3 protein-coding genes are annotated in these 17,102 nt (G+C 48.9%); all 3 read left to right on the top strand.

The window, feature by feature from the left end:
- The first annotated feature begins 16 nt into the window (after positions 1-16).
- The 3 genes from P6910_RS08140 (at position 17) to P6910_RS08130 (ending at position 16,851) form a co-directional block, all read left to right on the top strand.
- Positions 17-5,305: a hypothetical protein gene (locus tag P6910_RS08140; RefSeq protein WP_317145771.1), complete on the top strand. Its 5,289-nt coding sequence runs from the start codon at positions 17-19 to the stop codon at positions 5,303-5,305.
- Positions 5,306-5,393: 88 nt separating this feature from the next.
- Entirely contained in the window at positions 5,394-10,109 is a 4,716-nt protein-coding gene (locus P6910_RS08135) for a hypothetical protein (protein ID WP_317145770.1), read from the top strand.
- Positions 10,110-10,197: 88 nt separating this feature from the next.
- Complete coding sequence (locus tag P6910_RS08130) at positions 10,198-16,851, top strand: hypothetical protein (RefSeq protein WP_317145769.1); 6,654 nt, start codon at positions 10,198-10,200, stop codon at positions 16,849-16,851.
- Positions 16,852-17,102: the final 251 nt, after the last annotated feature.

The following is a 17,102-nucleotide window of genomic DNA, read 5'->3' as shown; positions in this document are numbered from 1 at the left end:
GCTCTGAGGCAATAGAATGACAAATGCCCGCCCCAATGCATTAAGCCTCGCAGTAGCTGTTGCAATCAGCTCTATCCTTATTGGTGCTCAGGCACTGGCCGATCGCAAGTTGCAGATAAAAGCTGCCGATATTCCGGGTAATGGACATGTGGAGATTACCCTGAGTGAGGTCAAAGTCCAGCCAACATTAGGGAATGATCAGCAACCCATACCCAAATCCTTCACGACCACCTACCCTGCTCAGCCTCGTGACAGGTTGAGCCATCACTTTAATTCTGTAGGCTTTTCGGAAGCTCTTGCTGATGCCAATGCTGACGTTTCCATTGTTGATCTGTTTGAAACAGGCAAGAATGGCGTTGCCCGAAAATACACCAAAGTCCTGAAAGTGGGTGATGAGGCGCTCTTCAGGTTCACCCATAACCTTAAACAACAGGAACTGGTCATTGAAGTCAGAGGCAGAATGACCGATCAGGATTCCATTGAGGTGGTTCGCAGTCAATCATCTTGCAGTCTGTCATTAGAACCGCTGACGAAAATCGCCAGCTCCAGAGAACTGGCTGAATTGCTGAACATTGTCGATATCCTGAAAGGACAGCTCGGCGAAAGTGATCACTATGTTCCTCTTGCCACCGTTAAAGTAGAAAAAGTTGCAGTGGAAGGACGTACCTTCATGCGTCTTATCGCTGCAGGCGACCAGCCCCCTGACTTGCAACGCCTGGGTCAAACAGTCTTTGTTAATGATGATGTTCTCCTGGCAGCAGCCACCTCTGCCTATATCCAGGTTCATGTTCTGGGAGAGGCGTTACAACAGCAGGCACTTAATGAACTGTTGGCACTCAGCAAACCCGTCGGGTTTGTTGTACACGTCGAGGATGACAAACAGATTTTTCATGTGCCTCCGGGTTATTCAAGGCTGGAAGTTAAAGAAACTCCCGGAGAGGTTATTGTTTTTCATGGTCAGATGCAGGATCCGCAAGATGTCGTTTTTGTAGAAAGCCTCCATAACCTCTGGAAAGAAGCTGAGCTTAATAAGCCCACCCCGGAAGCGGCAGCAGCAGCGGCAACAAAGGTTATGAAACATAAAGTCAAAAGCTACCAGTACGTCCTTCGAAGCAAACAGATGACAGTGCTGGAGGGGCTTATTGTGAGGCACTGGTCTGGCACCAGCAAATACCCATCAATGGTACTGGCAGACAAAGATAGACGGGAGATGCTTGCGCTTTCATACTACGAATGTCTGATGCAGGTATTGACCAGTGCTACTCCTGAAGAAAAGTATGGAAGCGATACATTTGAACTCACACTGGAGCACATCAGAGTCGCTTCGTACGCCATCTCGCCAACCTGGCAGCAGATTCAGCTGGCAAAACACTTCAGCTTCAAACCCGTACTGAGACATTTTCTGACTAAACATCTTTATGTTCAGGGTATGCTGAATCTTGTACCCAGTCTCCCTGAACCACTGACCAAAATGTTTCGCGATAACCCGTTTATGGCCAAAATTCTGAGCGACATGGCCGGACAGCTGGTTGAAAGGGAACTCCTGCTGGAAAAGCATCTGGCAACAGAAGGCAAACTCATTGAGGTTAGAGACCAGTTAAAGCTCACAGCCGAGAAAGCTTTTACCGATAGCCTTCAACTCAAGCAACGGTTTGAGGATGAGATTGCACAGATGCGTACAATGACGAAAACACTGCAAGACCAGTCACAGAAACTTCAGCGGGAACTTGCACGAATTTCAGAGCTGGAGCAAGAAGTTCTTGATGCCGGAGAAAAAGCCAGAAAAGCTTACAACGCTCAACTGGCAGAAGATCTTGGTATTGATAACCGGGTTGATAACCAGCCAACAGAAGAACAATTCAGACTCATTAGACAGAAAATTCATGAAATCGACAGAGCGACTGCGGAAGCAGGAACAGGCCATCCCAAAGCTATGCGTGAAGCCCTGGTCCTGGAGACAGTGGGTGACGTAGAAAAAGCTCTGGAGATGGAGATAGCTTTCCCCTGTAATAAAAAAGAGTTCGATGTTTATCTCCGTCGCATTTGTATTTCTGAAGACATGGACAGACTTATCAGAAAAGCCAGACATCAGGCAGAGAAAGAAGCCCTGGAGCTACTGGAATTCGCAGAACAAACACTCAACCTCAACGTCAACAAAGACGATGACAAAATAGCAAGATTCATCAGAGTTTTCAGGAAACTTGACACCGAAAATCACTCAGATGACATACTGAATGATATAGACATTAGCCTTTGGACATACAATGGCAAAGCTCGTAACGATAGGGATCTCAAACTCAGAAGAGTCCTTGCACATCTTCATTATAAAATCGAAGCCCCGGCTCCAAATAAGCTAGCCACAGAACAACAGATCCAGCTGCTGGAAGCTGTAGAATCGATACTGACCCTCACATTGAATAAAGTGCATGGCAGAGCAGCAAGAGTTGCACTGGTTCATAGCATACTTGAGGGCGATGATCCCTCAGAAAAGACTCTGGATCTGATAGATCAAACCCTCTGGAAACAAGACAGCGCAGTGCTGGACGAGAGGGCTCTCAAACTCAGGAAGCTCGGTGCGAGTCTTACCTATAAAGTTGAAGATTCGTATCTGGATATGCATAGCAATGAACAACAGAAAAAACTGCTTGGAGCTATAGAGCATGAGCTGAATATCTTCCGTCGTGAAAACGTTGCTGCCAAAGAAAGGGGCAAGGCCTTCACTGCCAGACTGGCCACTGATCTGGATGTGGTATTTGAAGAAGATGCCATCCTGATTGAACAGAAGGATGCCCTGATCGACAAAATTTGGGGATTAATTGATGAAGTCAACCAAGTCTATGAGGATGAAAGTGTCAAAAGAGCCAGAAACAATGAAATGGCCTGTCAGCTCGATATTAAGGAATACAAAAAAGATGCCACTATCCACGACCAGAACAGTTTGATTGAAGCGAAACTCCTGCAGCTGGATGAAGAAGTTTTCAAGGCGGGCCGTTCTACCGTTAATGAGCGTATCGCAGCTATTGAAAATGAGCTTGACAGGCACATGGCTCTCCTCCCTGAACCTAAGCCCCGATACGCTCTTGACCGTGAGGTAGCCATAGCCAGGCGAAATATAAAAGAAGCTGAAAGTGAACTGTTGGAGGCTAAGGAACCGGTCAGTCCTGAAGCTCAGGATGAAGGCACTAAAGCAGACATAAAGAAAATGAAAAAAGTCCTGAGGGCTGCCGAAAAAGCCGTCGAAGATGATGGCGGTCCCTTCCAGTACACGCCGATACAGGCAGAAATTCTCAACGATCTTCACACATTCGCGCAACAGCACCCTCTCAAACAACTCGCTCTGCAAGCCGCAAATGGCCTGGCAGAATTAGCATTAGAAAACGGTAAGGAAATACCCTACTTTACTACTATCGATTTTGATGACGAATTTGCCCCCATTGGCTTGCGAGCAATGGCCGGGGACAAGCTGACGTTTGAACAGGCCAGTTGGATTGTGGAAGTTTTCAAAAACCTGAAAACGACCTTTCCTGAACCTCCTTTCGAGCCTCCGGTAAATCATCTGCCTCTGAGTGTCACGTATATAGTCAAGCGGCTAACTTATGCGGCCAGGCACGGGATAGGAAGAGGGGCAAAAGAATACGACGACAGAATTCGCAGCATGGGCTTGGCAGGCATTCACTACGTCGAGCATCTGCCAGGCGTTCTGAAAAGCTTCCCGGAATACTTCGCCAGCCATTCTGCCACTGGCAACAAGATCATCGCTTTGCTGCGTGAAGGACTGATCAGCAAGGCTGAGCTTGGGAACTACATGAAGGCCGTCAGAGGTGTCGACGGCTATCCGACAGTGGATGAATTTGAGCACTTTCTTGGCTACAAACAGGGTGTCAATGTGCCTCACTTCAAGAGTGCCGTCCAGATGCTGTCCGACAAGGGTGCTGAGGAATTCATGCAGAGTGTCTTTACTCCTGTGACCGTGACTGCAACTGGCCCGGCAGCTATGAAAGAGTCGGTTGCCGACATGAAGGAGTACGCAGCAGCGGTCATCGCCAACTATGTTCTTGACGATATTGCCTTTGACAATGGCCGCAGAACGGCAGCGTTTCTGGCCAATGTTCAGGATACCCTGACACCTTATGCCAATGCGGCCGGACTCTCTGAATCAGAACTGATCAAGGCTATCCATGGCACATTGATGCAGGCTCATGCCGCAGTGGTTGAGAATCAGCTCAATGACTACTGGGTCACGCCTTCGGCCTTTCTGGTACAGGCTGTCACCTGGTACTACTCCAGCTACAAACCTCTGCTGGTGACCCACACCACACTGCAGGCCGCCGAGCAGTCTCTCTTGAACATGTCATTGCTCTATCTTCTGGATCTGACCCACCGGGGTGATTACCTGCACCGGATGCTCATACCTTTCCAGCACTGGCTGGAACACTTCGGTGTTGATCCTGAGCGAACCGGGCAATATGCCTACCACCGCGGAATTGAAAAAGTTTCTGAACTGGGCGGACTGGCCATGCCATTGGGCAAGGCCGCTTCTTCAGTCATTCTGCTGAGAACCGGCTCCACGCTGTTTGCCAGACAATACAGCGCCAGCCCTCAAATGTATCGCAGCATTTCCCGTCTGGTGCCAGAAATAGTGAAATCCATGGGTTCCGGACAAGGGGTTCAGGTACCGCTGCTGCACAGGGTGACACCACAAAAAGTGAAAACTCTGGCCTCTGCTACCGCCGGTCTGGTGCTGGGACCGATAGCCACTGCCGGAGCATATACCCATGGTCTTTTATCCGGATTTACCTATGCCCAAACCTTCGGATTCGCTCTGGCGTCGAGTCTCACTTTCGACTTTTTTATGAACGACAACAAGATGCTCACTCAATGGCTGGGTGGACCTCTGGGCCGAAGTCTTGACAGGATTAATCGCTGGATTGGTGTGGGGGAAACGACAGATAAATACGTGAAACGTACAACTGTTGCCAGGCCCCAACGCTTCGATGAAACCGATGAAGCCTATGCAAGCCATGTCAAAGCAAATAACACCCGGTATGGCTGGACGCAACACGAAAATTACCTGCAGTTCCGCGAACGCCGGGATCGCACCATGAAACTGTTTGAGAATGGCTGGGAGAGATACTTCAGGGAGAATGTGCCTAAATGGTCATTTTCCCACGCAGAAAGTATTCCTTACTCCTACACTCTGGGTGCCCTCTATGAGTTGCGACAGGGCGATGATCAGAAAGTTCACGGTAATGATCTGAGCAATGCCCCTCAATCAGGATCTCTATCTGCAACCATAAGCCACTGACAGCCATGAGCCATTAAAAGCCGCTTACCCATCTGGCATGGCCATCATTTTTCAGGGTAAAAAAAGTACCTGCCTCTGAGGTAGTAGAATGATAAATACTCGCCCCAATGCACTAAGCCTTGCAGTGTTGATTGCAATCAGCTCTTTGATCACTGGCGCGCAGGCAGTGGCCGAGCGCAGGCTGCAGACAAAATCTATCAATATTCTGGTCAATGGACACAAGGAGTATACCCATAGTGAAGTCATCGTTCGGTCAACTTTAGGTCTTGACGGGCAGCCAATACCTAAGTCCTCCACAACCACTTACCCTAAACATGCTACATATCGGGAGATTTACGACCCTCCTATTTTAAGCTTTACACAATTCCTTTCTGTTACTAATAGCGACGCTTTCAGTATTGATCTGTTTGAAACAGGCGAGAATGATGTTGCCCAGAAATACACCAAAGTCCTGAAGTTAGGTGATGAGGGAGTCTTCAGGTTCACCCATAACCTTGAAGAAACAGAACTGGTCATTGAAGTCAGAGCCGGATTGACCGATCAGGATTCCGTTGAGGCTGTTCGTGCTCGATTTCATTGTTCACTTCGGGACAGTCCCCCATTAGAACCGTTAACAAAAATCGCCAGCCCCGCGGGACTGGCTGATGTGTTGCTAACTGTACAGGAAAGAGCGGGAAATCTCGGCCCAGGCGATCACTATGTCGCCCTTGCCACCGTTGAAGTAGAAAAAGTTGAAGTGCATGGGCGCACCTTCACGCGTCTTATCGCTTCGGGCGATCAGCCCCCTGAACTGCATCGTCTGGGTCAATCACTCTTTGTCAATGACGATGCTCTCCTGGCAGCCGCCACCTCTGCCTATATGCAGGTTCATGTTCTGGGAGAGGATATACAACAGCAGGCTCTTAATGAACTCCTGGCAGTCAGCAAACCTGTCAGCTATGTTGTACACGTCGAGGGTGACACACAGAATTACCCTGTGCCTTCAGGTTATCCAAAGCTGGAAGTAGCAGAAGCTCCGGGGGAGGTAATTGTTTTCCGTGGTCAGGAGCTGAAGCCGGATGATATCGCTTTTGTAGAAAACCTCCATAACCTCTGGAAAGAAGCTGAGGGTGGTGACCCTGCCCCTGCAGTAACAACACAAGTTAATAAATATCAGGTCAACAACTACCTGCACGTCATTCGAAGCAGGCAAATGGCAATACTGGAAGAGTTTGTTACACGCTACGGCGCTGAAATTAGCGAAGATAAACCGACGACGCCTGCAAAAGAAGATAAACTGGCGACACATGCGCTTGCATTCTACGAATATCTCCAGCAGGCATTGGCCAATTTCATTCCAGACCAGACAGCTCCGGAAAAAAAATTTGAATTCACACTGGAACACATCAGGGCCGCTTCGTCTGTTATCACGCCAACCTGGCTGCAGGTTCAACTGACACAATACTTCAGCTTCAAACCCGTACTGAGAGACCTCCTGAATAAGCAGAATTTTGTTCAGGGTATTATGAGTCTTATACCCGTTGTCGACGAATCACAGCTCAATGCTTCTTGCAACGACGACCTGCTTGCTTTCAAAGTTCTGAGCGACATGGCCAGACGGCTGATCGAGAGCGAAAGCGAGCAGGCAGAGCTGATGGCAAGAGAAGGCAAACTCATCCGGGTTAACAACCACTTGAAGCTCACATTGGAGAAAGCCACTACCAGTGAAAAGCAAAAGTTCATAGTACTTCAGCTTAAGCAACAAGCTGAGGATGAGCTTGACAGGCAAATGGCTCGCCTGAGACCTGAACCCCGATACGTTCTTGATCGTGAGGTAGCCAGAGCCAGACGACTACTGGAAGAAGCTGGAAGTGAACTGGCAGGTCTTTATCGCAAGCTGAACAATCTTCGTGGCAAACACGTGTTATATGCGGGGGAACGTGCTGACCTTCAACATATCCCGGGTGAAGGAACCGATGCTCTCACTCAGGCAATGAAAAAAGTTCAGATCGAGTGGGGTCTGACTGCCGGTGACGAACAATCCCCCAGAGAGCGTTTTGAGGACATCCAACATTTCCTGCGGGAATACAGTGCAGAAAAACGGGAGAAAGTCGTTAAGGAACCGGGGTTCAAAGAAAATCTGAATATCCGGATAACAGGTGACCTCGGTTTAGTGGCAGAAGCGGGTCACTCTATTGCCATTGCACTCTATGCAGGTTCCTATGGTCAGAAAGAAGCCAACGAAGCTTTGGGCGAACTGCTTTTAACCCGGAAAAAATACATTCAGATCACAGAACTCTTGCGTAAACACGACAGAAAAACCAGGAAAATGAACCATGCACTGATTGGAGAGATCAGTACGCAAGATAATCCGGACCTTAAAAAAGAAGAGATTACCCGTTCAGGGCACATCGACGAGAAGGCTAAAACCGCCCAGAACAATGAAATAGCCACGTCAGGTTCAGTAACGGAACAGAATGAATCTGTATCAGAGGCAGAGGACACTCTGGCAGATCCTGATAAAGCCATTCTTGAAGCCATCGAAGCAGCCGTGGGTCTCAAACCAGACTCTTCTGACACCCATGAACAACGGATTAATGCCCTGAGAAAAATACAGGTACAATTGGGTGGGCATGATGGTACCGGCGGTAAAATCCAGCAACTGACTCAGGAGCGGGTTCGTCTGGAAAGGGAGATTGAAATCAGGGAAGCAGACTTTGAGAGGATGAAGGAAGACCTGAAAGCTGCGGAGAAAGCTGTCGAAAATGACGGCGGCCCCTTCCAGTTCTCGCCGGAACAGGTCAATATTCTGGCCGCTATGGAGACCTTCACACAGCAGCACTCTCTCAAGCAACAGGCTCTGGATGCCGCACTGGGTCTGGCAGAATCAGCCGCCAACAGCGGTAAGACAATACTCTGCCTGACGACTTTCGATTTTGACGATGAATTTGCACCGATTCGCCTGCAGACACTGGTCGGAGACGATCTGACGTTTAACCAGGCCAGTCGGATTGTGGAAGTCTTCAAAAACCTGAAGACGAGCTTCCCGCCCTCCCCTTTCGAGCCTGTAGAAGATCAGCCCCAGAGTGTCATTGAACAAGTCCAGGCTCTGGCAGACAGGGCCAGGCATGAGATGAAAACCGGGGCTCAACAATACGACGATGAAATACGCGGCATGGGCAAAAGAGCCATTCACTTCGTCGTGCATGAATCAGGAGATCTGAAAGGTTTGCACGAATACTTTGCCAGCCATTCTGCCAGTGGCAACAAGATCATAGCTCTTCTGCGTGAAGGTCTGATCAGCAGGGTTGAACTTGGGAACTACATAAAGGCCGTCAGAGGTGTCGACGGTTATCAGACAGTGGATGAATTTGAACATTTCCTTGGCTACAAACACGGTGTCAATGTGCCTCACTTCAAAGCCATTGTCCGGATGTTGTCCGACAAGAGTGCTGAGAAATTCATGCAGAGTGCTTTTATGCCAGTGGCCCTGAGTGCAAATGGCCCGGCAGCTATGAAAGAGTCGATTGCCGGCATGAAAGAGTATGCAGCAGCGGTCATCGCCAACTATGTTCTTGACGATATTGCCTTTGATAATGGCCGCAGGACGGCGGCCTTTCTGGCCAATGTTCAGGACACCCTGACACCCTATGCCAATGCTGTCGGACTCTCTGAAACAGAACTGATCGAGGCTATCCATGGCACCTTGATGCAGGCTCATGCCGTAGCGGTTGAATATCAGCTCAATAATTACTGGGGCAAACCTTCCGCCTTTCTGGTACAGGCTGTCACCTGGTACTTCTCCGGCTACAAACCGCTACTGGCAACCCATACCACACTGCAGGCTGTCGAGCAGTCTCTCTTGAACATGTCATTGCTCTATCTTCTGGATCTGACCCACCGGGGTGATTACCTGCACCGGATGCTCATACCTTTCCAGCACTGGCTGGAACGCCTCGGTGTTGATCCGGACCGAACCGGGCAATATGCCTACCACCGCGGAATTGAAAAAGTTTCTGAACTGGGCGGACTGGCCATGCCATTGGGCAAGGCCGCTTCTTCAGTCATTCTGCTGAGAACCGGCGCCATGCTCTTTGCCAGGCAGCACAACGCCAACCCTCAAATGTATCGCAGCATTTCCCGTCTGGTGCCCGAACTAGTGAAATCCATGGGTTCCGGACAAGGGGTTCAGGTACCGCTGCTGCACCGGGCGACACCACAAAAAGTGAAAACGCTGGCCTCGGCCACCGCCGGCCTCGTGCTGGGCCCGGTAGCCACTGTCGGAGCATACGCCCACGGTCTGATATCCGGGTTTACCTACGCTCAAACCTTCGGGTTCGCGCTGGCATCGAGTCTCACTTTCGACTTCTTTATGAACGACAACAAGATGCTCACTCAATGGCTGGGTGGACCTCTGGGTCGCAGTCTTGACAAGATTAATCGCTGGATAGCCGTGGGCGAAACGCAGGATAACTATGTGCAACGTACGGCTATTGCTTCGCCTCAACGCTTCAGTGAAACCGATGAAGAATATGCAAACCGTGTGAAAACAAGTGACATGATGCCTGGCTGGACTCGACAGGAAAATTATCTGCAGTTCCGTGAACGCCGTGATCGCACCATGAAGCTATTCGAGAATGGCTGGGAGAAATACTTCAGGAAAAATATGCCTAAATGGTCGTTCTCCCATGCAGAAAGTATTCCTTACTTCTACACTCTTGGAGCCTTTTACAGATGGCAAAAGGGCGATGATCAGAAAGTTCACGGTCATGACAAGAGCAATGCCCCTCAATCGGGATCTCTATCTGCAACCATGACCCACTGACAGCTATGAACCATTAAAAGCTGCTTCCTCGTCTGGCGTGGCCATCACTTTTCAGGGTAATAAAAGTACTCAGCTGCGAGGTAGCAGAATGACAAATGCTCATCCCAATGCATTGAGCCTTGCTGTGGTTGTTGCAATCAGCTCCTCCATCATTGTTACGCAGGCTCTGGCGGATCGCAGGCTGCAGACAAAGTCTTTCGATATTCGGGGCAATGAGCATGTGGAGTTTACCCATGGTGAGGTCATGGTTCAGCCAACTTTAGGTGATGACCGGCAGCCAGTACCGAAATCCTTTACAACCACCTACCCTGACCGGACTGAAATCAAGGCAGAACATGAGGTTCCTTCGAAAGGCTTTACAGACATTCTTTCTGGCATCGAGGGTGGCGTTTCCAGTGTTGATCTGTTTGAAACCGACAACAATGACTTTGCCCGGAAGTACACCAAAGTCCTGAAAGTCGGTAATGAAGGGATCTTCAGGTTTACCCATAACCTTGCAGAAAAAACACTGGTCATTGAAGTCAGAGACGGAATGACCGATCAGGATTCCATTGAGGCTATTCGAAATCAATCAGGTGACATCCAGCCGTTAGATCCGTTAACAAAAATCGCCACTCCCGAACAACTGGCCGGATTGCTGAAGGGTGCCAATGAAAGGGCAGGAAACCTTGGTGAAGCTGATAACTATGTCGCCCTGGCCACCGTTGGAGTAACCGAAGTTGAAGTCAATGGGCGCACCTTCATGCGTCTTGTTGCTGCTGGCGATGAGCCTCCCGGGTTGCAGCGTCTTGGTCAATCACTCTTTATCAATGATGAAGCGCTTCTGGCAGCAGCCACCTCTGCCTATACGCAGGTTCATGTTCTGAAAGACGATTTACAACAGGAAGCTCTGAATGATCTGTTGTTCTACCATAAACCCGTCGGCTATGTTGTTCACGTCGAGGATGACACACAGGTCTATCCTATACCTGCGGGTTATCCAAAGCTGGAAGTGGATCAGGTTTCGGGGGAGATTATTGTTTTCCGTGGTCAGAAACAGAATCCCACCGATATTGCTTTTGTGGAAAGCCACTATGATCTCTGGAATAAATTTAAAGACCAGAGTACACAGATTAAAAAAGACAAGGTTAAAAGCTACCAGTACGTTATCAGAAGCAGGCAAATGGAGCTGCTGGAGGAGTTTGCTGCTGAGTTGGCTGCACAAAATGATGCTGAGCTGAACGAAGATACACTGTCGAAGCTTAGATACTATGAATCTCTTCAGCAGGCATTAACCAGTGCCACGCCAGATGAAACCGATGAATTTGAGTTCACAACGGCGCATATCAGAGACGCTTCGTCAGTCATCACGCCAATCTGGGTGCAGTTTCAACTGATAAAAAACTTCAACTTCAAGCCTGTACTTAAAAATCTTCTGATCAACCATAATTTTGTTAAGAATATTGAGAATTTTTTACTCCACAATGCGGTGAAGGCTTTTGCTGTTGGCGAAGACACAGGGTTTGCCTCCAAAGTCATGGCCGACATTGCCGAACAGATGCTTGAGATGGTAAGTACGCTGGAAAAGCTGAAAGCAAGAGAGTCCGAACTCCTCGAGACAGTGAAAACATCCGATCCCGGTGCCGATACCACAAAAGCACGCTACGCTCACGCAGCAGCAGTACTTGGTATTACTGAATGGGATGACACCCGATCACTGGAAGAACAAGCCATACTCCTCAGAGAAAAAACTCATGAATTGCACCAATCCGTGACCGCAACAGGACTGTCTCGGGAAAAGACTCTGAAAGAAACACTGGCAGCGATTGAAGGCAAGCTCGGCATTGCTACATACAATGAAAACGATCTGGGTGGACGCTCTGAGTTGATTCTGCTGCATCTCCGACAACAGGCAGACCAGACCGATGAGGTTTTACGGGAAAAACTGGCTAGCGTTGAAGGTCAGCTCGGTCTGGTTCCAAATAAAGAAGAGACTCCGGAACACCGTCAAAAAACCATCCGGAAACACCTTTGGACGATGTTTGCCGGGGTCATTCTGCAAGAAAGATTTCAGTGTCAACATCAACAAAAGCTCGAAGCACAGAAAAACTCCATCCTGAACTTTCAGCACCTCATCGATCAAATGCCAATGATTGACAAACAGGTTCGTGATGCCGTCGCAAAAGCAAGAGCCGCTTTCAATACCAGGCTCGCAGCAGAGCTGGTTATTGATGGCTGGGACGATACCCAGCCACTGGAAAAACAAGCCAGAATTATCAGAGAGAAAATTCTTGAAATGGACAAACCGGTTGCTGCAGAAGATGACGCAACAGTTGCCACAACAGGACAGTCACGGGAAGAAGCTATAAAAGCAAAACTGGCCGCCATTGAAAGCATATTCGGTATTACTCTGAACAATGGCAAGGATCTGGATGCTTTCTATCAGCACACTCAACGACATCTGCAAAAAAAAGCAGAACCGAACAATGTGGTCATCCAGAATTTTCTGACTGACATTGAAAGTCAGCTCGGTCTGATCTCAGATAACGCAAAGGACCCGGAAGTCCGTCGTCAGGCCATTCAGCAACACCTGAGTCAACAGCAAACCGAGATTGATAAACAACTTCTTCAGCAACAGAGCACCAGCGCAGATGCTGACGTTCAACAAGAACACCTGCTCCAAAAACTGAAGACAATGAATGAACAGAATGAACGCCTGCAACAACAACTTAAAACAATCACTGCTCAACACGAACTCCTGCTTCAGAGAGTTCAGACAACCAGTGAGCAGCAGGATACAGAGAATTCTTACACCAGGGCCAAAAAAGAGGTTCTGGCAACAATGCTCGGTATTGATCTGAGTGATGACACCTCACCAGAAATAGTCACCGACCTGGAATTTGCATTACATGTCAAGCTCCACAAGCTTGCAGACCTGGAAAAAGAAATCCATCACATCAGAACAACAGGCCACACCGGTGCCGAGCCTATAGTACTTGAGAAACTGACTGCCGTAGAAAAAGCCCTGAAGATGGATGACCTCAATAGCGAGGAAGATCTGTATTACCGTCGTAACGCCATTTCCGAGGAGATTCAGACATACATCACAAAAGCAAGACAGGAGGCAGAAAAAGAGGCTCTGAAAATACTGGGAACAGTAGAAAAAATATTCAAAATCGAGGTCAACAAAGATGATCACAAAGCAACAAGGTTTGGGAGGGTTTCAGAAAAACTAAAGAACGGAGACTTCTCAGAATCCATGCTGGATGAGATGGAAAATTCCCTCTGGACAGAAGATATCTCGCCTGCAGGTAAAAACAGTGCAACCAGAATCTTGAAACTTCTTGATCGTCTTGCCTTTCATATCCACACCCCGGATGTGGATGCCCGTGTCCCAGGCCAACAGAGGGAGATGCTTGAAGCTGTAGAGCAGGAGCTGAACATCTACACGAGTGAAAACCCTTCTGCCAGAGAAAGACTCAAGAATTATATTGCCGCAAGTGCCAGGAATCTAAAAGTTGAATTTGAAAAAGGTGTCAGCCTCAATGACCAGAGGAATGTACTAAGAGACAAAATTCAGGCATTGAGAGTAAATGTAGGCGACTTCCTTGACAGTGAAGATTTCACAAGGGCTGCAAACAATGAAATGGCTCATCAACTTAATTTTGATGAATATAAGGTTACTGTTTCTCTGGATGAGCAGAAAAACTTGATTAAAGAAAAACTCCGGGAGATGGATGAAGGATTCTGCATAGCAGGTCGGCCTACCATTTATGAGCGTATCACAGTCATTGAGCGTGAGCTTGACAGGCAAATGGCCCGGCTGGGGCCTAAACCCCGATATGTTCTTGATCGCGAGCTAGCCAGGGCCAGGCAGGCAATACAAAAAACTGAAAGTGAACTGGCAGCCGCTCATCGCAGGCTGACGACACTTCGTGGCAAACGGATATTATTTGCGGGGCACACTACTGAAATCCAGGATCTCTCGGATGAAGAGAACAGGGCTCTCAATCAGGCAATGAAACAAGTTCAGATCGAGTTGGATCTGACTGCTGGTGACAAACAAACCACCGAGGAGCGATTAAAGGACTTCAGGGACTTCCTGTGTGGATGCAGTAGAGAACGACGGGGTGAAATCCTTAATGAGCTGAAGACCAAAACAGGTCTGGTCATCCAGATAAAGGGTGACTCCGGTTCAGTGGCAGATGCTGATGACTTTATTGCCATTGCAACCTCTGCTGATTCTCTTGGTCAGAACGAAAACAATGAAGCATTGGGTGAACTGCTTTTAACCAGGAAAAAGTACCTTCAAATCATGAAATTCCTGGAGCAGCACTTCATAAAAAGCTCTGAATTGGGGAATGCACTGATTAAAGAGTCGAGTGCAAAAAAGAAGCTGGATCGTAAAGAAAAGGAGATGATCGATCCCGGCGACATCGATCAGACAGCTAAAATCCTGCATATGAACGAAATGGACAGGCTGGGCTTAATATTGAAGCAGGCAAATGATGCTGTATCAAAAGCACAAAAAGCTCTGGTAGATCATCATAAAGCGGCGCTTGACGCCACTGAAGAAGCTGCTGGTCTCAAACCAGACCCCACTGACACCTGTGAACACCGGATTAATGCTCTGGTAGAAAAACAGACACAACTGGGCGGGCATGATGGTAGCGGCGGCAAGATCAATCAATTGCTCCAGGAATGGGCTGACCTGAGAATTAAGATTGAAGCCAGGAAAGCAGACATTGGGAGCATGGAGAAAGTCCTGAAGGCAGCAGAAGAAGCCGTCGAAAATAATGGCGGCCCCTACCAGCTCACGCCGAGACAGGCAAAAGTTCTGACCGATATGGACACCTTCATACAGCAGCACCCTCTCAGGCAACAGGCTCTGGATGCCGCAGTGGGCCTGGCAGAATCGGCAGTCAAAAACGGTAAAACAATACCCTGCCTTGCGACTTTCGATTTTAACGATGAATTTGCAACGATTCGCCTGCAGGCGGTCGGTGACGATCTGACGTTTAATCAGGCCAGTCGGATGGTGGAAGTCTTCAAAAGCCTGAAGACGAGCATCCCGCTCTCCCCTGTCGAGCCCGCAGAAGATCAGCCTCAGAATGTCATTGAACAAGTCCAGGCTCTGGCAGACAGGGCCCGGTATGAGATGACAACCGGGGCTCAACAATACGACGATGGAATACACGGCATGGGCAAAAGAGCCATTTACTTCGTCGAACATGAACCAGAGGATCTGAAAGGCTTCTCGGAATACTTTGCCAGCCATTCTGCCAGTGGCAACAAGATCATGGCCCTGCTGCGGGAAGGACTGATCAGCAAAATCGAGCTTGAGAACTACATGAAGGCCGTCAGAGGTGTCGACGGTTATCAGACAGTGGATGAATTTGAACACTTTCTTGGCTACAAACACGACGTCCATGTACCCAACTTCAAGAAGGTTGTCCGGATGTTGTCCGACAAGGCTGTTGAGGCATTCATGCAAAGTGCCTTTGACCCAGTAGCTCTGACAGCCACTGGCCCGACGGGTATGAAAGAATCTGTTGCCGGCATGAAAGAGTACGCAGCTGCGGTCATCGCCAACTACGTTCTTGACGATATTGCCTTTGAAAACGGTCGCAGGACGGCAGCCTTCCTGAGCAATGTTCGGGATACCCTGACGCCTTATGCCCACGCTGCCGGAATATCTGAGTCAGACCTGATCGAAACTGTTCATGGCACATTAATGCAGGCCCATGCCGCAGCGGTTGAACGACAGCTGTTGGATTACTGGGTCAAGCCTTCAGCCTTTCTGGTACAGGCTGTCACCTGGTACTTCTCCAGCTACAAACCCCTGCTGGCCAGCCACAGCACCTGGCAGGCTGCTGAGCTGTCCCTCTCAAACATGTCGTTCCTCTATCTTCTGGATCTGACCAACAGGGGTGATTACCTGCATCGGATGCTGACACCTTTCCAGCACTGGCTGGAACGTTATGGTGTTGATCTTGATCGAACCGGGCAATATGCCTACCACAGTGAAATTGAACAAATCTCTGAATTAGGTGGGCTGGCCATGCCATTGGGCAAAGCTGCGTCTTCAGTCATTCTGCTGAGAACCGGAACCATGCTGTTTGCCAGACAGTACAACGCCAACCCGCAGATGTATCGCAGCATTTCCCGTCTGGTGCCGGAAATAGTGAAATCCATGGGTTCCGGACAGGGAGTTCAGATACCGCTGCTGCACAGGGTGACGCCACAAAAAGTGAAAACCCTGGCCTCGGCCACAGCCGGTCTGATGCTGGGCCCGGTAGCCACCTTCGGAACATACGCCCACGGCCTTTTATCCGGGTTTACCTACGCCCAAACCTTCGGATTCGCGCTGGCGTCGAGCCTCACTTATGACTTCTTTATGAACGAAAACAGGATGCTCACTCAATGGCTGGGTGGACCTCTGGGCCGCAGTCTTGACAAAATTAATCGCTGGCTGGGCGTGGGTGAAACGCAAGATAAATATGTGAAACGTACGGCTGTTGCTACACCTCAACGCTTCAGTGAAACCGATAAAGACTATACAAACCGTGTTAAAGCCAACGGCACCCTGTATGGCTGGACGCGACATGAAAATTACCTGCAGTTCCGCGAACGCCGGGATCGCACCATGGAACTGTATGAGAATGGCTGGGAGAAATACTTCAGGGAGAATGTGCCCAAATGGTCGTTCTCCCATGCAGAAAGTATTCCTTACTTCTACACTCTTGGAGCCTTCTACGAGTAGCAACGGGGCAATAAGAAAGTGCCGGTGAATTAATCACGCGACTAGCAACTACCATTAGAACCACACCGGTGACAAAACACCGGTGATGGCGCCATGTGTGAGCTTTCCTTCTGAGCCCACTGAGATTTCTCCGTTAAAGTAAAAGAGCCTTGAAGCTACTCGAATAAGTGATTGACAGCCATAAGCGATTAGAAGTCGCTTCCTCGCCTGGTGTGGCAATCGCTTTTCGCAGTAATAAAAATACTCAGCTT

Origin of the sequence: Endozoicomonas sp. 8E (genome assembly GCF_032883915.1) — a bacterium.
Lineage (GTDB): Bacteria > Pseudomonadota > Gammaproteobacteria > Pseudomonadales > Endozoicomonadaceae > Endozoicomonas_A.
Note: the sequence above shows the minus strand (reverse complement) of the source record. Positions and strands in the feature narration are given on the sequence as shown.